This window comes from Geodermatophilus sp. SYSU D01186, assembly GCF_054050215.1.
In genome coordinates this window covers 141,715-160,146 of the sequence record NZ_JBJGYW010000006.1, presented here as the reverse complement: position 1 = coordinate 160,146, position 18,432 = coordinate 141,715, and the positions used below count along the sequence as shown (strand labels likewise).

Genomic DNA, 18,432 nt, shown 5'->3' with positions numbered 1-18,432 from the left:
TCGCGATCGGGCGGCTCAGGCGTGCGCCGCCGCGCCGAGACCGGCGGGGTCGTCGCTGCTGTGGCCGGGGAAGAGGGGCTGGTCGGGGTCGAGGTAGGTCGCGGCGTTGTTCACCGCGGTGGCGGCTTCCCCGAACCCGACCGCGATCAACCGCACCTTGCCCGCGTACTCGGTGATGTCCCCGGCGGAGTAGACGCCGGGCACCGAGGTGCGCATCGCGGTGTCCACCATGATCTTGCGGTCGACGATGTCCAGACCCCAGGTCTCCAGCGGGCCGATGTCGGCGGTGAACCCGAGGGCGGCGATGACCGCCTGCGCCTTGTGCGGGGTGACCGTGCCGTCCTTGGTGCGCACGTGCACGGTGTGCAGCACGTCGTCGCCCTCGAGGGAGTCGACCTGGGCGTCGGTGACCAGCACGGTCCGGCCGCGCTCCAGGTCGGCGACGCTGGCGGCGTGGGCGCGGAAGTGCCTGCGGCGGTGCACGAGCGTGACGGAGGCGGCGATGGGTTCCAGCGCCAGGGCCCAGTCGACGGCGGAGTCCCCGCCGCCGACGATGACGACGTCCTGCCCGGCGTGCGCGGCCAGCTCCTTGACCACGTAGGTCAGGCCGCGGCCCTCCCACGCCGCGCCGCCGGGCAGCGGGCGGGGGGTGAAGGTGCCGATGCCGCCGGTGACGACCACGGCGCCGCAGCTGATGCGGGTGCCCTTGTCGGTGGTGACGACCAGCCGGGCGCCGGCGCGCGGGCGGTGGCCGGCCTCGTCGGTGAGAGACTCGGCGCGCTCGTCGAGGACGTAGACGGGGTCGAAGCGGGCCGCCTGCTGCACGAGCCCGGCGACGAGGTCGCGGCCCTTGATGCCGGGGAAGCCGGCGACGTCGTAGACCATCTTCTCCGGGTACAGCGCCATGACCTGCCCGCCGGGCTCGGGCAGGCTGTCGACGACCGCGGTGCGCAGCCCCCGGAAGCCGGCGTAGTAGGCCGCGTACAGACCCGCCGGGCCGGCGCCGACGACCAGCAGGTCGACGTCGACCCGGCGGGCCTCACCGGTGGTCGCCGGCGGCGCGGCGAGGTCGGTCGCGGTCATGCGGGTTCTCCCGGGGTGGCGGCGGCGAGGTTGTCGGAGCGGGCCGCGCCGCTGAGCCGGTCGAGGGCCAGCTCGCGGATGCGGAACCGCTGCAGCTTGCCGGTGGCCGTCGTCGGCAGCTCGTCGAAGACCAGGACGTGGCGCGGGCGCTTGAACGCGGCCAGCCCCTCGCGGCAGAAGGTGACCAGCTCGTCCTCCGTCGTCGTCGCGCCGGGCAGCAGGACGACGCAGGCCACCGGCTTGTCCAGGCCGTCGGCGTCGGGCAGGGACACCACGACCACCTGGTTGACCGACGGGTGCTGACGCAGCCGCTCCTCGACCTCGGTGGGGGAGACCCAGATGCCGCCGGCCTTGATGATGTCGTCGGTGCGGCCCAGCGAGGAGTAGTAGCCGTCGCTGCTGCGCACGTAGGTGTCCCCGGTGCGCACCCACGGCCCCTGGAAGACCCGCCGGGTGACCTCGGTCCGCTGCCAGTAGCCGGTGGCCGCGGAGTCGCCGCGCACGTAGAGGTGCCCGGGGGTGCCGTCGGGCACCGGGGTGCCGTCGTCGTCGACGATCTTGGCCTCGTACCCGGCGACGATCTCGCCGGTCGTCCCGGCGCGGGTCCGGCCCGGCCGCCCGCTGATGAAGATGTGCAGCATCTCGGTGGAGCCGATGCCGTCGAGCATCTCCACCCCGAAGGTCTGTGTGAAGCGCCCGAACAGGGCCGCGGGGAACGCTTCCCCGGCCGAGACGCACGCCCGCACGCCGGCGAAGGCGTCGGCCGGCAGCCCGGCGGCCAGCAGGGCGGCGTAGTAGGTGGGGCCGCCGAAGAACAGCGTCGGCCGGTGCTCCTGGAGCACCCGCAGCGTGCTGGCCGGGCTCGGCCGCGCCCGGTCCAGCACCGTGCTGGCCCCCACCGAGAACGGGAAGGTCAGCGTGTTGCCCAGGCCGTAGGCGAAGAAGAACTTGGCCACGGAGAAGGTGACGTCGTCCGGGCCGATGGCCAGCACGTCGCGGGCGTAGGTGACCGCGGTGTCCCGCAGCGACCCGTGGCGGTGCATCGCGCCCTTGGGGGTGCCGGTCGTCCCGGACGTGTAGAGCCAGAAGGCGGGGGAGTCGGCGATCGTGGGGTAGGGCGTGGCCGCTCGGGCGAGGAGGTCCGCGCCGGCGGCGACGAACGCGTCCCAGTCGTGTACCCGCGCACCGTCGACCTCCGGCAGCCGGTCGGCGCCGAGCACGACGACGTCGGCGAGGTCGCGCATCCCGCCGACGGCCGGGGCCAGCCCGGCGAACTCCGAGCTGAGCGCGACCAGCCGCGCGCGGCTGTCGGTGGCGAGGACGGCGATGTCCTTGGGCTTGAGCATCGTGCTGACCGGGACGGGCACCGCGCCGATCCGCAGGCCGGCGAGGAAGGCGGTCAGCAGCTCGGGGGTGTCACCCATGCACAGGAGCAGCCGCTCCTCGGGGCGGACGCCGGAGGCGAGGAGCGCGGCCGCGAAGCGGACCACCGCGTCGTCGAGCTCGCCGTAGGTCAGGGTGCGGACGCTCCCGTCGAGGTCGATCGCGGTGATCGCCCGCCGTCCCGGGTCGGTCCGGGCGTGCCGGGTGACCAGCCACTCGGCGGCGTTGAACGGCTCGGCACCCGGCGGCGGGGGGAGCGACGGTGCGACGGGGGCGGTGTCGAGGGTGGCCACGCTGCTCAGCCCTTCCGCCTCGGCGGGGTCGCCCAGGAGCCAGAACCGCTCCCGGGCGACCCCGCCCAGGCTGCTCAGAATCGGACGTAGTCGTACTCGACCGGCAGCGAGTTGATGCCGACCGACGGCGGGGCGATCCAGCCGGCGAACTCCCCCGGCTCGTGGTGCGGGACCATCAGCTCGGCGACCCGCGCGTGGTCCTCCGGTGTCGGCAGCCAGTCACCGGCCGAGCGCTGCCAGGCGGCGGCGTCCAGCATCTCCCCGGTCGGGGAGATGTGGTGCCCGGAGAAGGCGCCCACCTTGCGGTTGAAGCCCTGGTGCGGCAGGTACAGCCGCTGTTCCAGGCCGGCCTCCTCCAGCTCCTGGTTCCACCGCTTGACGCCGTTCTGGCAGTCGGCGGCGTACTCCGAGCGCAGGTCGTAGTTCAGCGCGGTGAGCATCGGGACGCTGCGCGTGGTGATCCGCCCGTCCTCCACCACCGGGATGTCCATCGTGAGGTCGGTGAGGACGTGGTCGTCCTTGCGCCGGGTCTCCATCCAGCGGCCCTTGAGGCCGGCGGTGTAGTAGGAGGCCACGTTGGACGAGGTCTCGGAGCCGAAGAGGTCCAGCGACACCGAGTAGTGGAAGTTCAGGTACTTCTGGATGACCGACAGCGGGATTCCGCCGTGCTCCCAGATGTCGTCGGTGCCGTGCTGCTTCATCAGCTCGGCGGTCCGCTGGACGGTGCGCTGCACCCCTGTCGTACCGACGAACATGTGGTGCGCCTCCTCCTTGAGCATGAACTCACAGGTGCGCGCCAGCGGGTCGAAGCCGGACTCCTTCAGCGTCCCGAGCTGGTACTTGCCGTCCCGGTCGGTGAAGTACGTGAACATGAAGAACGACAGCCAGTCGGTGGTCTCCTCGTTGAACGCGCCGAGGATGCGCGGGGAGTCGTAGTCGCCGGAGTTGCGCTTGAGCAGCTCCTCGGCCTCCTCCCGGCCGTCCTTCCCGAAGTAGGCCTGCAGCAGGTAGACCATCGCCCACAGGTGCCGGCCCTCCTCCACGTTGACCTGGAAGAGGTTGCGCATGTCGTACAGCGACGGCGCGGTCATGCCCAGGTGTCGCTGCTGCTCCACCGACGCCGGCTCGGTGTCGCCCTGGATGACGATCAGCCGGCGCAGGTCCGAGCGGTACTCACCGGGGACCTCCTGCCAGGCCGGCTCGCCCTTGTGCTGGCCGAAGTTGACCTTCCGGTCGGGGTCCCGCTCGGCGAGGAAGATGCCCCAGCGGTACTCCTCCATCGGCACCCGGTCGAAGTGCGCCCACCCATCGCGGCCGACGGCGACGGCTGTGCGCAGGTAGACGTCGTGGGTCGGGATGGAGGGACCGAGGTTCCTCCACCAGTCCAGGAACTTCGGCTGCCAGCCCTCCAGCGCCCGCTGCAGCTTGCGGTCACCGGCCAGGTTGACGTTGTTGGGGATGCGCTCGCTGTAGTCGATCTTCGACAGCGGACCGGTCGGCGTGGGGGCGTCACCGGTTACCGTGCCGCTCTGGGGGGTGGACTCGGTCGTGGGGCCGGGTCGGGTGGGAGAAGTCGACGCAGTCATGCTCAGACCCGCTTCCTGTCGTAGTCGGCCCGCTTACCGGTGCCGTACCGGCGCAGCGCTCCTTCCGGGCCAGCGGCGTTGGGCCGCTGGAAGATCCAGTTCTGCCAGGCGGTGAGCCGGCCGAAGACCTTCGTCTCGGGCGTCTCGCGGCCGGCGAAGCGCAGGTTGGCCTCCATGCCGGTGAGCGCGTCGGGGGAGAAGCTCGCGCGCTCCTCGACCACCAGCCGGATCTCGTCCTCCCAGTCGATGTCGTCGGGGGTGCTGGTGACCAGGCCGAGCTCCGCGGCGTCGGCGGCGAGCAGGTCGCGGCCGGTGGCGGCCTCGGCGGCGGCCAGTTCCTCGGCGCTGCCGAGGAAGCGGACCTGCAGCCGGGACAGGCCGTTGCCCATGGGGAGCAGGCCGGTGTTGAACGCGTCCAGCCGGATCACCGCGGGCGGCAGGGGGGCGTCGTCCTCCTCGAACTGCCCCTCGAGCATGAACTGCCGGTCGGCGGCCAGGGCGATCTCGGCCAGCGCGCCGACGAAGCACGAGCCGGGCTCGATCAGCGCGAACAGGCTGCGGCTGGTGGTGTCCAGCCGCTTCACCGTGCGGCGGTAGAAGCCGATCGTCTCGTTGACCAGCCAGTGCTCACGGGAGGCCAGCAGGAACTCGTCGTAGGCGGCGGCGGTGGCGACGTCGCCCTCGGTGCGCAGCAGCCAGGTACCGATGGCCAGCTCGTTCGTGCGCAACCGCAGGATCGCGTCGTCCAGCTCGCGGGTGGCGGCCAGCAGCCAGGCGGTGTCGCCCTGCTCGGCCAGCTCCTCGACGCTGCCGGGGACGGCGGTCGGGCCGAGCACGGTGATCGTCGCGGTGCCCGAGTCGCGGTCGAGGACGACGCGGAGGTGCCGGTAGCGGGTGGTGTCGCCGTCGACCTCGCGGTGCAGCGGGGTCAGCTGCACGCCGGTCGCCCCGGTGCCGGGCCGGGTCGAGCGGGCGGCGAGCTCGGCGGCGCGCCGGGCGACCTCGGCGGCGAAGTCGCGCGCCTTGACGGTGGCGTCGACCAGCCGCCACTGCACGGCGCGCTCGCCCCGGATGCCCTCGGCGGTGGTGGAGAAGACGTCGGCGAGATCGCGGCGCACGCCACGCTTGTCGACCACCCGGGTCAGCCCGCCGGTGCCCGGCAGCACGCCGAGCAGCGGCACCTCCGGCAGCGACACCGCCGAGGAGTTGTCGTCGACCAGCAGGATCTGGTCGCAGGCCAGCGCGAGCTCGTAGCCGCCGCCGGCCGCGGTGCCGTTGACCGCGGCGAGGAAGGACAGGCCGGAGTGGGCGCTGGCGTCCTCGAAGCCGTTGCGGGTCTCGTTGGTGAACTTGCAGAAGTTCACCTTCCAGCTGTGCGGGGACGCGGCCAGCATCTTGATGTTGGCCCCGGCGCAGAACATGCGCTCCTTGGCGCTGGTGACCACCACCGCCTTGACCTCGGGGTGCTCGAACCGGATGCGCTGGACCGCGTCGTGCAGCTCGATGTCCACGCCGAGGTCGTAGCTGTTCATCTTCAGCTCGTAGCCGGGCACGATGCCGCCGTCCTCGGCCACGTCGAGGGTCAGGGTGGCGATCTCGCCGTCGACCGAGAGGGTCCAGTGCTTGTAGGCCTCGGGCGAGGTGTCGAAGGAGACCTCGGTCGTCGCGGCCGGCTCGGCGACCGGGCCGGGGCCCTCCGTCGCGACCGAGCGGTTCTCGAGCGTTGTCACGGGACCTCCAGGGAGTTGCGGCGCAGGCATGTGACGCCCGCCACCCATCCTGACGTGCTACACGATCCTGCGCAAGAGGCCGAGTCGATGTAGCGCTAGGCCACGCCCAGCAGCGCCGCGGCGACCGAGCTGTCGCTGCGGAACTCGAGGGTGGGGGAGCGGTGCACGACCCGGCCCTTGTCCATCACCGCGATCTCGTCGGCGACCGCGAAGGCCAGGTGGAGGTCCTGCTCGACGACCACGAGGGTCACCCCCTCGGCCTTCATGCCGCCGACGGCCGTCCCGATCAGGTCGACCACGGCCGGCGCCAGCCCGTCGGAGGGCTCGTCCATGAGCACCAGCCGCGGGTTGGTCAGCAGCGCCCGCGCGATGGCCAGCATCTGCTGCTCCCCACCGGAGAGCTGTCCCCCCGTGTGCCGGCGCCGCTCGCCCAGTCGGGGCAGCAGCTCCAGCACCCGCGGGACGTCCCACGGGCCGCGCCCCCGCCCGCGCCGCGCGGCGAGGTCCAGGTGCTCGGTGACCGTCAGCGGTGCCCACACCCGCCGCCCCTGGGGCACCAGGGCGACCCCGGCCCGCGCGACGACGTCGGGACGGCGGCCGGTGAGGTCGGCGCCGTCCAGGTGGACCGACCCCGCCGACGGCGTCACCAGCCCCATGAGGGTGTGGATCAGCGTGGTCTTGCCGGCGCCGTTGCGGCCGAGCAGTCCCACCACGCGGCCGTCGGGGACGTCGAGGTCGACCCCCTGCAGGACCGTGCTGCGCTTGTAACCGGACCGTAGCCCGCGGACCTCGAGCACTCAGCCCACCTCCAGGGACGCCGGGCCGGAGCCGTCCAGGAACAGGGCGCCCCGGCCGGTGCCGAGGTAGGCCTCCTGCACCGCGGCGCTGGCGCGGACCTCGTCGGGGGTGCCGGTCAGCAGCACCCGGCCCAGGTGCAGCACCGTGACCGAGCCGGCGAGGGCGAAGACGACGTCGAGGTCGTGCTCGACGATCACCACCGTCACCGACGCGGGCAGCGCCTGGAGCAGCCCGACCAGCCGGGCGCTCTCCGCCGGTGACATCCCGGCGGCCGGCTCGTCGAGCAGCAGCAGCCGCGGCTCGCAGGCCAGCGCGACCGCGACCTCGAGCTGCCGCCGCTCGCCGTGGGACAGCGCCGCGACGGGTGTGCCGGCGCGGGCGGCCAGGCCGACGTCGGCCAGCAGCTCCCGCGCCCGCTCCCGGGCGGCGGCCTGCCGGCGGGGCACCAGGGAGTGCCGGCTGCGGTGCTGCCGCTGCGCGGCGAGCAGCACGTTCTGCTCCACGGTCTGGGAGAGGAACAGGCTCGAGTGCTGCAGCGTCTGGCTGATGCCGCGGCGGGCGCGCTGCGGCTCGGACAGCCGCGTGACGTCGTCCCCGGCGAGGGTCACCGTGCCGGAGGACACCCGCATCGCGCCGGTGACCAGCTTGAACAGCGTGCTCTTGCCGGCGCCGTTGGGGCCGATGAGGGCGTGGCGCGCGCCGGGCGGGACGTCGAGACTGACGTCGTCCACGGCCGTCAGGGCGCCGAAGGAGCGGCTCACCCCCGACAGGGACAGCAGCGGGGCGCTCATGTCGGTTCCTCCCGGGTGTGGCGGCGGATCCCGGCGAGGCCGGCGACGCCGCGCGGCAGCACGTAGACCGCGACCACGAAGACCAGGCCCAGCAGCAGCGGGCCGTGCCCGTCGAGCGTCGGGCCGAAGGTGTCGCGGACGAGGACGACGACCGCGGCTCCGAGCGCCGGCCCCCACAGCGAGCCCGCGCCGCCCAGTACGACCGCCAGCAGCAGGAGCGCGCTGGTGGTGAAGCCGGTGTCGCTGGGGTTGACGATCCGCACCAGGCCGGCGAACAGCCCGCCGGCCAGCCCGGCGAACCCGCCGGCGATGACGAAGGCCGCGTACTTGTAGCGGAACGGCGAGTACCCCAGCGAGCGCATCCGGGCCTCGTTGTCGCGGATCCCGCGCAGCACGCCGCCGAAGGGGGAGGAGGCCACCAGCCACAGGCCCAGGGCGCCGAGCAGCCCGACGGCGAGGACGAACCAGTACACGTACCCGGCCAGGGTCAGCGGCGTGCCGGCGATCCGGACCGAGGGGATGCCGAACAGGCCGTTGGAGCCGCCGGTGACCGACGACAGCGACTGGGCGAGCTGGTGCACCAGCTCGCCGATGGCGAGGGTGAGCATCAGGAAGAAGACCCCGCTGCTGCGCACCGCCAGCCACCCGGTCGCTGCGGCCGCGACCGCGCCGGCGACCGCCGCGGCCAGCACGGTCACCAGCGCCTCGGCGGTCCAGTGGATGGCGACCAGCCCCGCGGTGTAGGCGCCGATGCCGAACCACGCCGCGTGCCCGAGCGAGGGCAGTCCGGTGAAGCCGACCAGCAGGTCCAGACTCATCGCGAACAGCGCGAACACGAGGACCCGTGAGAAGGTGTTCGTGCCGAACGGGTCGACGAACAGGGGGACGGCGGCCAGCGCCGCCAGCAGGACCAGCCCGAGGACGGCGGCCAGCGGCCGGGACGGGCGTCGCCGCGCGGGGGTGGCCGCGGCCCGGGCGCCGTCCGCGGTGCTCGTGAGAGGAGCGCTCTCCACACTCATGAGTGGGCCACCTTCCCGGCGAAGAGTCCACGGGGTCGGACGATGAGCACCAGGGCGAGGGTGCCGAACAGGATGAACGAGGCGAGGTCAGGCAGCAGGGCGCGCCCGAGCGACTCGACCTGCCCGATCACCAGCGCCCCGATCAGCGCGCCGCGGATCGAGCCGAGCCCGCCGATGACGACGACCACCAGCGCCAGCAGCAGGATCGTCTCGTCCAGGCCCGGCCGGGCGCCGTAGACGGGGGCGGCGAGCACGCCGGCGACGGTGGCCAGCATCGACCCGATGCCCAGGACGGCGACCTTCACCTTGCGGTTGTCGATGCCCATCGCCGAGACCATCTCCCGGTCGGCGACGCTGGCACGGACCAGCGCGCCCACGGACGTCCGCTCCACGACCAGCCACACCACCAGTGCCAGGACCAGCCCCACGCCGATGACCAGCAGCCGGTAGGTGGGGTACGCGCTGCCGGCGACGTCCACGCTGCCGTCGAGGCCCGGGGGCGGGGAGACCGAGCGGACGTCGTTGCCGTAGACGATCGACAGCACCTCGGCCACGACCAGCGAGATGCCGAGCGTGAGCAGCGCCTGGTCGAGGATCGGCCGCCGGGCCAGGGGTTCGGTCATGCCCGACAGGACGCCGCCGGCCAGCAGCCCGACCAGCGCGGCGACCCCCAGCGCGGTGAGGAACCCGCCCCACGAGTCGCCGGCGACGAAACTGACCGCGAGGTAGGAGCCGACGAGGAAGAACGCGCCGTGGGCGAGGTTGAGCACGTCCATCATCCCGAAGACGATCGACAGCCCGACGGCCAGGACGAACAGCAGCGAGCCGATGGCGAAGCCGTTCAGGATGCTGACGAGGTTCGCGTCGAACCACCCGAGCACGAGCTGCTCCTTCCGGGGGTGCCGGGCCGTGGGGAGTGGGGCGGGCGCGTGATGCCACAGCCCGGCACCGGGCGGGTCAGGGCTGGGCGAAGACGCCGAGCTCCTCGACGACGGAGTTCACGAGGGTGCCGTTCTCGTCGACCACCTCGCGCAGGTAGACCGCCTGCTCCGGGGTCTGGTCGGTGAAGCTCCACGGGCCGCGCGGGCTGTCGTCGATCTCACCCAGGCTGCCGAGCGCCTCGGTCAGCGCCGCGCCGTCGGTGCCGCCGGCCTCCTCCAGCGCGCGGGACAGGACGTTGGCGGCGTCGTAGGCCTGGACGGCGTAGGTGGTCGGCAGCTCGCCGTAGGCCTCCTGGTAGGCCTGCACGAACTCGGTGTTGACGGCGTTGTCGATCTCGGTCGAGTAGTGCAGCGTCGTCCGGACGCCGACCGCCGCCGGGCCCTGCGCGTCGAGCACGCTGCCCTCGGTGAGGAAGCCCGAGCCGTAGAGCGGAACGGTGTCCTTGAGGCCGAAGTCCGCGTACTGCTGGACGAAGCTGACCGCCTCCCCCCCGGCGTAGAACACGAAGGTGGCCGCCGCGCCGGAGCCCTGGATGCCGGACAGGAACGGCTGGAAGTCCTGGGTGGTGCCGAACGGCGTCAGCGCCTGACCGGCGATCGTGCCGCCGCGGGCGGTGTAGGCCTGGGTGAACCCGGCGACGACCTCCTGGCCGGCCGCGTAGTCCGGGGCCATGACGTAGACCGGGCCGATGCCCTCGGCGGCCAGGTGCTCCCCCATGGCCGCCGCGATCTGGGCGTTGGTGAACGAGGAGCGCCAGACGTAGGGGCTCGCGGCGTCCTGGGTGATCGCCTCCGCCCCGGCGTTCGCCACGATCAGCGGCACCTGCGACTCCGTCACCTGCCCGGCCACACCCAGGGCGGTGGCGGAGTTGACGATGCCCACCATCGCGTCCACGTCGCCCTCGGTGAGCAGCCGCTGCACGGCCGGGACGCCGGTGTCGGGCCCCTCGCCCTCGTCGGCGACGACGGTCTCGACGGTGTAGCCGCCCAGCTCCCCGCCGTTCTGCTCCAGCCAGAGGTCCCAGCCCTGCTGCATGTCCTCGCCCAGCGGGGTGTAGACCCCGGCCTGCGGGATGACCAGGCCGACGCGGACGGTGCCGCCGCCCTCGCCGCCGCCGGACCCGCCGCCCTCCTCCTCGCCGCCGAGGCTGCCGCCGCCGCACGCGGCCACGGTCAGGGTGAGAAGGCCGGCACCGAGGCCGCCGAGCAGTCGCCGACCGGACAGGGGATGCAGCACGGGCACGCTCCGGAGGTCACGACGTGCTACACCCGCACGCCTGATGCAAGTGACCATGTAGTGCGCGCCGCGACTGTGTCAAGGGTCACACCGACGCCGTCGGCGAGCTGGTGCCGTTCCGTGACCTGTGCGGTCGTCGTCGGCGGGGAACGCCGGTCGGGGCGGCACGGGGTGTCACGATGAGGGACGTGGAGGCCGTGGACGGACCGTTCGTCACCCGTCGGCAGGAGCTCGGCGCCGCCAGCGCGCGCAGCCTGCTGCTCACCGTGCTCGGCGAGTTCGTGCTGCCCAGCGGCCGCCCGGTGTGGACCGCCAGCCTGCTGGAGCTGCTGGCCGATCTCGACGTCGCGGAGAAGGCGGCCCGCCAGGCGATCATGCGCACCGCCGACAGCGGGTGGATCGAGCCCAGCCGGATCGGGCGGGAGACGCGCTGGTCGCTGACCGCGGCCGGCACCCGCCTGCTGCGGGAGGGCACCGAGCGCATCTACGGGTTCGCCGCCGACGACCGTGGGTGGGACGGCCGCTGGCTGGTGCTCTCGGTCGGCGTCCCGGAGAACAACCGGGCGCTGCGCCTGCGGCTGCGCACCCAGCTGGGCTGGGCGGGACTGGGCTCGCTGGACGCCGGCACCTGGGTCACCCCGCGCGTGGACCGCGAGCAGGAGGCCCGCCGGGTCCTCGACGAGCTGGGCGTGCTGGCCGGCAGCTGGTCGTTCGTCGCCACCGCCGGCGTGGTGGGCGACGAGCGCTCGCTGGCCCGCACCGCCTGGGACCTCGACGGCATCGAGCGCGGCTACGAGGACTTCCTCGAGCTGGTCGGCCGGCGGCGGCCCCGCACCGACCGTCAGGCGCTGGTCGCCCAGGTCCGGCTCGTGCAGGAGTGGCGCCGTTTCCCGCTGCTGGACCCGGGGCTGCCGCGCGAGCTGCTGCCGCCCCGGTGGAGCGGCAGCCGGGCGGCGGAGGTCTTCCGCGAGCGGCACGCCTCCTGGGCGCCGCGCGCCCAGCAGGCCTGGGCCGAACTCGCCGGACGGTGACACTGCGATCCTCCGGATCGCACCGCGGCCGATGACCGTCCCCGACGGCGCCCAGCTCCACCGTCACACGCTTCGCGGAGCCTTCCGGGCCGCACCCGGGCACGACACGGCGGAGCGACTCACGCGGGGACGGGGTGCCGCTCCAGCCAGGCGCGCCCGGCGTCGGTGAGCACCCGCATGTCCCGCTCGGCCTGGAGCAGCGGCGGGTCCTGGCGGTAGAGCCGGGCGACCAGGTGGCTGTCGGGCGCCAGCTGCCGCGCGATCTGGTGGGCCTCCAGCTTGTGCATCCGCCCCCCGGCCTCGGCGAACCGGCGCAGCAGCGCGGCCTGCGCCTCCTCCGGGTCGGTGCGTTCGCGGGCCGGCGCGGCCGCCGAGGGCTCCTCGTCCAGCAGCGCGGTGACCGCCCGGGAGAACGTCTGCACCAGGTCGCGGATGCGGTCGTCGCGGGACGGCGAGGCGGCGTCGCCGCCGGAGCCCTGCCAGGTGCGCTGCGGGTGCCGGCGCAGGTACTCCTGCTCCAGTTCGAGCATGCGCTCGGTGTGCGTGCGGAACTGCTCGGCGGTGCCGTGCAGGAACACCCAGTGCCGCATCGCGTGGGCGTGCACGCCCTGCCGTTCCAGCTCCTCGTCGGACAGCTCGCGCGCCGGGATCCCCGGTCGGTCGGTCATGGCCGCTCCCCTCGGTCGTCCCGGTCACCGGTGACCGGGGCCCCATGGTGTCGGCCGCGGCGCCGGGCTGTCACCTCGCCCGCCGCCGCGGCCGCGTGGTCAGCGCGCCGTGGCGAGCCGCAGGATGCCGTCGGCCAGCTCGGCGGGGCGGGTGAACATCGACTCGTGGCTGCCGGGGATCTCGGTGACCGCCGCCCCGCAGCGCTCGGGGAAGCGCGGGGCCCACGCGTGCTCGCCGGGCGGCATGGCGATGTCGTCGACCGACAGCAGGTAGTCGATCGGGACGTCGAGGTCGCGGTAGGCGTTGCCGCCGACCGCCGGCTCGCTGAAGCAGAGGAGCGACTGCGGGCGCAGCACCGAGTGGACGACGGCAGCCGTGGCGGGGTCGGCGTCCTGCATGAAGCCGCCCTGGAACACCTCGAGGGGCAGGAGGACCGTGTTGTTCCCCGACGCCGCGGCCAGCTGCTCGAACAGCTCGGTGTAGTGCGGCGGCGCCTCGTCGTTGAGGGAGCGCCCCTCCTCTGGGACGAACGCGCTCCAGAAGACGACGCGCTTCAGCTTGCCGGCCAGCCGGGGTGCGGCACCCGCGACGACGTACCCGCCCCAGCTGTGCCCGACCAGCGTCACGTCGTCCAGGCCCGACCGGTCGACGGCGGCGACCAGGGCGTCGACGCAGTCGGTGAGCGTGACCCCGCTGGGGTCGTCGTCGATGCCGAGGCCCGGGCTGGTGGGCGCGATGACCCGGTGCCCCTCGGCCCGCAGCCGGGCCGCGACCGGTTGCCAGGCCCACCCGCCGTGCCACGCGCCGTGCTGCAGTACGAAGTTCTCCGCCATGAGGTCTCCTCCTCGTCGATCACCCACCGTGCCGGCACCCCGGCGGCGTATTCCTACTGCACGGACGCCGGTGGGCGGTCTGCCGGCTCAGCAGGCGCCCGGGCGCCAGCGGGCGTGCCGGGTGCCCGTCGTCCCCTCCCGGACCAGCTGCAGCCGGGGGCGCGGGCCGTCGGTGCGCCCGGTCTGGGGAGGGCGGCTGCCCGCCCGGAACGGCGCCGGCCACCGCGCGCCCGGGCCGGTGTAGTCCTGCTCGGCCGCGGCGTGCAGGGTCCACTGCGGGTCGTAGAGGTGCGGCCGGCCCAGTGCGCAGAGGTCCGCCCGGCCGGCGAGCAGGATCGAGTTGACGTCGTCCCAGCTGGAGATCGCCCCGACGGCGATGACCGCGACGCCGAACTCGCGGCCCACCTCGTTGCGGATCCGGTCGGCGTAGGGGGTCTGGTAGCTGCGCCCGAAGGCCGGCCGCTCGGCCTTGACCACCTGGCCGGTGGAGACGTCGATCCCGTCGGCGCCGTGCTCGGCGAAGGCGCGCGCGACGGCGACGGCGTCCTCGACGTCGGTGCCGCCCTCGAACCAGTCGGTGGCCGAGATGCGCACGGTCATCGGCCGCTCGGCCGGCCAGGCCGCGCGGACGGCGTCGAAGACCTCCAGCGGGTAGCGCAGCCGGTTCGCCAGCGGGCCGCCGTAGCGGTCGGTGCGCCGGTTGGACAGCGGCGAGATGAACGACGACAGCAGGTACCCGTGCGCGCAGTGCAGCTCCAGGACGTCGAAGCCGGCGCGGGCCGCGGCGCGGGCGCTCGCCACGAACCGGTCGCGGATGGTGGCGAGGTCGGCGTCGGTGAGCTCGCGCGGCACGGCGTTGGCGGGTGAGTACGGGATCGCCGAGGGGCCCACGACCTCCCAGTTGCCCGCGGGCAGCGGCTCGTCGATGCCCTCCCACATGAGCTTCGTGGAGCCCTTGCGCCCGGAGTGCCCGAGCTGGACGCCGATCTTCGCGTCGGTCGCCGAGTGGACGAAGTCGACGACGCGCGCCCACGCCGCCTCCTGCTCCGCTGTGTAGAAGCCGGTGCAGCCGGGGGTGATGCGGCCCTCCGGGGAGACGCAGACCATCTCGGTCATCACCAGCCCGGCGCCGCCGAGGGCCTTGCTGCCCAGGTGCACGAGGTGGAAGTCGGTGGGCAGCCCGTCGACCGCGGAGTACATGTCCATCGCCGAGACGACGACCCGGTTGGCCAGCTCCAGGCCGCCCAGCCGGAAGGGGTGGAACATCGGCGGCCGCGGCTCGGCCGGTTCGGGCTGGGTCCGGGCGAACCAGGCGTCGACGCCGGCGACGAACTCCGGGTCGCGCAGCCGCAGGTTGTCGTGGGTGACCCGCCGGCTGCGCGTGATGATGTTGAACGCGAACTGCTCGGGGTCCTGGTGCACGTACCGGCCGATGTCCTCGAACCACTCCAGGCTGGCCTGCGCCGCGCGCTGGGTGGAGAGCACCACCGGGCGCCGTTCGGCCTCGTAGGCGGTGAGGGCGGCGTCGACGTCGGGGTGCTCGTGCAGGCAGGCGGCCAGGGCGAGCGCGTCCTCCATCGCGAGCTTGGTGCCCGACCCGATGGAGAAGTGCGCGGTGTGCGCGGCGTCCCCGAGCAGCACCAGGTTGCCGTGCCGCCAGGTCTGGTTGCGCAGCGACAGGAAGTTCAGCCACCTCGAGTTGTTGGCGAACACCCGGTGCCCGCCCAGCACCCCGGCGAACAGCTGCTCGACCAGCGCGATCGACTTGGTGTCGCTCTCGCCGAGTGGCAGGTCGAGCGCGGCGACGTCGGCGAACGCCCGCTGCCAGACGTCCTCGTGCATCTCCACGATGAACGTGCTGCCGGTGCGGTCGTAGGGGTAGCCGTGGATCTGCATGACGCCGTACGGCGTCTCCTCGACGAAGAACTTGAACGCGTCGAACACCAGGTCGGTGCCCAGCCACATGTACCGGCAGCGGCGGGTGTCGAACGTCGGCCGGAAGACGTCGGCGTAGCGGGCCCGCACCGCCGACCGGGCGCCGTCGGAGGCGACGACCAGGTCGTGCTCGGAGCGCAGCCGCTCGGGGTCGGGCGCCTCGGTGCGGAAGTGCACCGGCACGCCGAGGTGGGCGCAGCGCCGCTGCAGGATGCCCAGCAGCTCCTTGCGGCTCATCGCGGCGAAGCCGTGCCCGCCGGAGGTCGTGACCCGGCCCCGGTGGTGGACGTCGATGTCGTCCCACCGGGCGAAGTGCCGCTGCATCTCGCGGAACACCACCGGGTCGGCGTGCTCGATGCCGCCGAGGGTCTCGTCGGAGAAGACGACGCCGAAGCCGAAGGTGTCGTCGGGGGCGTTGCGCTCCCAGACCGTGACCTCGTGCGACGGGTCCAGTTGCTTGACCAGGGCCGAGAAGTACAGTCCGCCCGGCCCGCCGCCGGACACCGCGATGCGCATGCCGCTCACCGCAGCCGGTACCGCTGCAGCTTGCCCGTGCTGGTGCGGGGCAGCTCGGTGCGGAACTCGACGGCGCGGGGGCACTTGTAGCGCGCGATCAGCTGGCGGCAGTGCTCCTGCAGTTCCTCGGGGGTGACCCCACCGGCCTCCGGGGAGAGCACCACGAAGGCCTTGACGATCGTGCCGCGATCGGGGTCCGGGGCGCCGACGACCGCGCACTCCACGACGGCCGGGTGGGTCAGCAGCGCCTGCTCCACCTCCGGCCCGGCGATGTTGTACCCGGCCGAGATGATCATGTCGTCGGTGCGGGCCCGGTAGCTGAAGTAGCCGTCGGCGTCACGGATGTAGGTGTCGCCGGTGAGGTTCCAGCCGTGCCGGACGTACTCCTCTTGCCGGTCTCCGTCGAGGTAGCGGCAGCCGGTGGGGCCGCGGACGGCGAGGTGCCCCTCGGTGCCGTCGGGCACGGGGTTGCCGTGGTCGTCCAGGACCGCGGCGGTGTAGCCGGGGACGGCGCGGCCGGTGCAGCCGGGCCGGATGTCGTCGTCGGCCGCGGAGATGAAGACGTGCAGCATCTCGGTGGAGCCGATGCCGTCGATGACCCGCACCCCGCTCGCCTCGTGCACACCGTGCCACACCGCGGCGGGGAGCGGCTCCCCGGCCGAGACCGCGCGGCGCAGCCCGGCCAGCCGGTGCCCCCGTCCCCCGGCCACGATCGCCTTGTACGCGGTCGGTGCGGTGAACAGCACCGTCACCTCGTGCTCCCCGACGGCGTCGGCGAGCAGGTCGGGGGTGGGATGCTCGAGCAGCAGCACGCTCGCGCCGGCCCGGAGCGGGAAGACCACCAGTCCGCCGAGCCCGTAGGTGAACGCGATCGGCGGGCTGCCGGCGAAGACGTCGTCGGGCTCGGGGTGCACCAGGTGCGCCGAGAAGGTGTCGGCGATGGCGAGCACGTCCCGGTGGAAGTGCATCGTGGCCTTGGGCCGGCCGGTGGTGCCCGAGGTGAACGCCAGCAGGGCCACGTCGTCGGCGGCGGTCGGGACGTCGGCGAACTCCCCGGGGTGGGCCGCGGCCCGGATGAGCAGGTCGCCGGGGCCGCCGTCCCCGTAGGTCAGCACCGTCGTCCCCGGCACGGCGGCGGCGGTCAGGTCGTCGGTCAGCCGGCTGTCGCACAGCGCGAGGGTGGGCCGGCACATCTGACCGACGGCGGCCAGCTCCCCGGCCCGCAGCGCCGGCATCGTCGTCACCACCACCCCGCCCGCCTTGAGGACCGCCAGCCAGCAGGCGACCAGCTCGGGGCTGTTGGGCCCACGCAGCAGGACCCGGTTGCCGGGGGTGACACCCAGCTCGTCGACGAGGACGCCGGCGATCTGGCCGGCGCGGGCGCGCAGCTCGCCGTAGCTCCAGGCCGGACCCCCTGGGGCACGCACGCACGGCCGGTCGGCGCCCGACCGCGCGATCGTGCCGTCGAGCAGTTCGGTCGCGCAGTTGAGCCGCTCGGCGTAGGCGAGGTCGCCCAGGTCGAGGACCGGCCACGAGCCCGGTGGGGGCAGGTGGTCGCGGCAGAAGGGATCGACGTGCGCGGAGGGGGACAGGGGCGGGGCGCCGAGCGTCACGGGACGGACCTCCCTGCGGTCGCCGGGTCCGGCCGGGCCGCACCCTGCCGTCAGTATGGCGCTGTCCTGACGGGAGTCAACGGGGCGACATGAACGGTCGGGTGCCGGTTATCGTGGGTGCCGTGACCGCCGTCGAGGAGGCGGCGGCGCCCCCGCCCGTCGCCCTGCAACCCCGCCAGCTGATCGTCACCCTGTACGGCCTGTACGCCCGTGCCCGCGGGGGCTGGCTGTCGGTCGCCGCCGTCGTCCGCCTGATGGCCGACCTCGGCGTGGAGGAGCCCGCCGTCCGCTCGTCGATCTCCCGGCTCAAGCGGCGGGGCCTGCTGGACGCCCGGCGGGACGGCGACGTCGCCGGGTACGCGCTCACCGGCGAGGCGCTGGAGGTGCTCGCCGAGGGCGACGCGCGGATCTTCGGCCGGCGCCGGGCCCGCGAGTCCGACGGCTGGCTGCTCGTCGTCTTCTCCGTGCCGGAGTCCGAGCGGGAGCACCGCCACCGGCTGCGCTCGGAGCTCACCCGGCTCGGCTTCGGGGCCGTGGCGCCGGGGGTCTGGATCGCACCCGGGCACCTGGGGGACGACGTCGGTGAGGTGCTCCGCCGGCGCGGGCTGGCCGGCTACGTGGAGCTGTTCTCGAAGGCGCGGGTGCCGCGGGAGGAGGCCCGGGTGGCGGTCGCGCGCTGGTGGGACCTCGACGCGCTGCACGAGCGCTACGCCGGCTTCCTCGACCGGCACGCCCCTGCCCTGGAGCGCGCCCGGCCGGACCAGCCGGTCGACCCCGCGCAGGCCTTCGCCGACCACGTCCGGCTGGTGACCGACTGGCGCGGGCTGCCCTACGCCGACCCCGGCCTCCCGCTGGAGCTGCTGCCCGCGGACTGGAACGGCGCCCGCGCCGCCGACCTCTTCGCCGAGCTGGCCGACCGCCTGGCCGGCCCCGCCGCCGACCACGCCCGCCGCCTGCTCGACGGCTGACGGGCG

Annotated in this window: 15 protein-coding genes; 2 read left to right on the top strand and 13 right to left on the bottom strand. The window is 73.8% G+C overall.

The window, feature by feature from the left end; all coding sequences use genetic code 11:
* Window positions 1-15: 15 nt before the first annotated feature.
* The 9 genes from ACI784_RS06945 to ACI784_RS06905 all read right to left on the bottom strand — a co-directional run bounded on the left by ACI784_RS06945 (window position 16) and on the right by ACI784_RS06905 (window position 10,861).
* A complete protein-coding gene (locus ACI784_RS06945) occupies window positions 16-1,083 on the bottom strand; it encodes an NAD(P)/FAD-dependent oxidoreductase (RefSeq protein ID WP_457012925.1) in 1,068 nt (355 codons plus the stop codon).
* Entirely contained in the window at window positions 1,080-2,759 is a 1,680-nt protein-coding gene (locus ACI784_RS06940) for a benzoate-CoA ligase family protein (RefSeq protein ID WP_456925299.1), read from the bottom strand. Before ACI784_RS06940 ends, ACI784_RS06945 begins: the two co-directional genes overlap by 4 nt.
* 74 nt (window positions 2,760-2,833) lie before the next feature.
* Window positions 2,834-4,345 (bottom strand): benzoyl-CoA 2,3-epoxidase subunit BoxB, encoded by a 1,512-nt coding sequence (boxB, locus tag ACI784_RS06935; RefSeq protein ID WP_456925298.1) that lies wholly within the window; start codon window positions 4,343-4,345, stop codon window positions 2,834-2,836.
* Between the two features lie 2 nt (window positions 4,346-4,347).
* Window positions 4,348-6,075, bottom strand: a complete 1,728-nt coding sequence (gene boxC / locus ACI784_RS06930) for a 2,3-epoxybenzoyl-CoA dihydrolase (RefSeq protein ID WP_457012924.1) — start codon at window positions 6,073-6,075, stop codon at window positions 4,348-4,350.
* A gap of 95 nt (window positions 6,076-6,170) precedes the next feature.
* Entirely contained in the window at window positions 6,171-6,872 is a 702-nt protein-coding gene (locus ACI784_RS06925; protein WP_456925296.1) for an ABC transporter ATP-binding protein, read from the bottom strand.
* The gene (locus tag ACI784_RS06920; protein WP_457012923.1) at window positions 6,873-7,664 is read right to left on the bottom strand and encodes an ABC transporter ATP-binding protein; all 792 of its coding nucleotides are present in this window, start codon (window positions 7,662-7,664) and stop codon (window positions 6,873-6,875) included. It lies immediately after the preceding gene.
* The gene (locus ACI784_RS06915) at window positions 7,661-8,683 is read right to left on the bottom strand and encodes a branched-chain amino acid ABC transporter permease (RefSeq protein ID WP_457012922.1); all 1,023 of its coding nucleotides are present in this window, start codon (window positions 8,681-8,683) and stop codon (window positions 7,661-7,663) included. The genes ACI784_RS06920 and ACI784_RS06915 overlap by 4 nt, the downstream gene beginning before the upstream one ends.
* Complete coding sequence (locus ACI784_RS06910; protein WP_456925293.1) at window positions 8,680-9,564, bottom strand: branched-chain amino acid ABC transporter permease; 885 nt, start codon at window positions 9,562-9,564, stop codon at window positions 8,680-8,682. The genes ACI784_RS06915 and ACI784_RS06910 overlap by 4 nt, the downstream gene beginning before the upstream one ends.
* A gap of 76 nt (window positions 9,565-9,640) precedes the next feature.
* Window positions 9,641-10,861, bottom strand: a complete 1,221-nt coding sequence (locus ACI784_RS06905; RefSeq protein ID WP_457012921.1) for an ABC transporter substrate-binding protein — start codon at window positions 10,859-10,861, stop codon at window positions 9,641-9,643.
* Window positions 10,862-11,049: 188 nt separating this feature from the next.
* Between ACI784_RS06905 and ACI784_RS06900 the strand changes: the two genes are divergently transcribed.
* Window positions 11,050-11,892 (top strand): PaaX family transcriptional regulator, encoded by an 843-nt coding sequence (locus tag ACI784_RS06900; protein WP_457012920.1) that lies wholly within the window; start codon window positions 11,050-11,052, stop codon window positions 11,890-11,892.
* A 119-nt stretch (window positions 11,893-12,011) separates the two neighbouring features.
* Here the strand turns inward: ACI784_RS06900 and ACI784_RS06895 are convergent, their stop codons facing one another.
* The 4 genes from ACI784_RS06895 to ACI784_RS06880 form a co-directional block, all read right to left on the bottom strand.
* Window positions 12,012-12,560, bottom strand: coding sequence for a DUF6158 family protein (locus ACI784_RS06895; RefSeq protein WP_456925290.1), 549 nt, complete (start codon window positions 12,558-12,560; stop codon window positions 12,012-12,014).
* A 99-nt stretch (window positions 12,561-12,659) separates the two neighbouring features.
* Window positions 12,660-13,394 (bottom strand): alpha/beta fold hydrolase, encoded by a 735-nt coding sequence (locus tag ACI784_RS06890; protein ID WP_457012919.1) that lies wholly within the window; start codon window positions 13,392-13,394, stop codon window positions 12,660-12,662.
* Window positions 13,395-13,481: 87 nt separating this feature from the next.
* The gene (locus ACI784_RS06885; protein ID WP_457012918.1) at window positions 13,482-15,845 is read right to left on the bottom strand and encodes a bifunctional salicylyl-CoA 5-hydroxylase/oxidoreductase; all 2,364 of its coding nucleotides are present in this window, start codon (window positions 15,843-15,845) and stop codon (window positions 13,482-13,484) included.
* A gap of 5 nt (window positions 15,846-15,850) precedes the next feature.
* Window positions 15,851-17,458, bottom strand: coding sequence for an AMP-binding protein (locus ACI784_RS06880; RefSeq protein WP_457012917.1), 1,608 nt, complete (start codon window positions 17,456-17,458; stop codon window positions 15,851-15,853).
* 122 nt (window positions 17,459-17,580) lie between these two features.
* Here ACI784_RS06880 and ACI784_RS06875 point away from each other — a divergent pair, with 122 nt between their 5' ends.
* Window positions 17,581-18,426, top strand: coding sequence for a PaaX family transcriptional regulator (locus tag ACI784_RS06875; protein ID WP_456923511.1), 846 nt, complete (start codon window positions 17,581-17,583; stop codon window positions 18,424-18,426).
* Window positions 18,427-18,432: the final 6 nt, after the last annotated feature.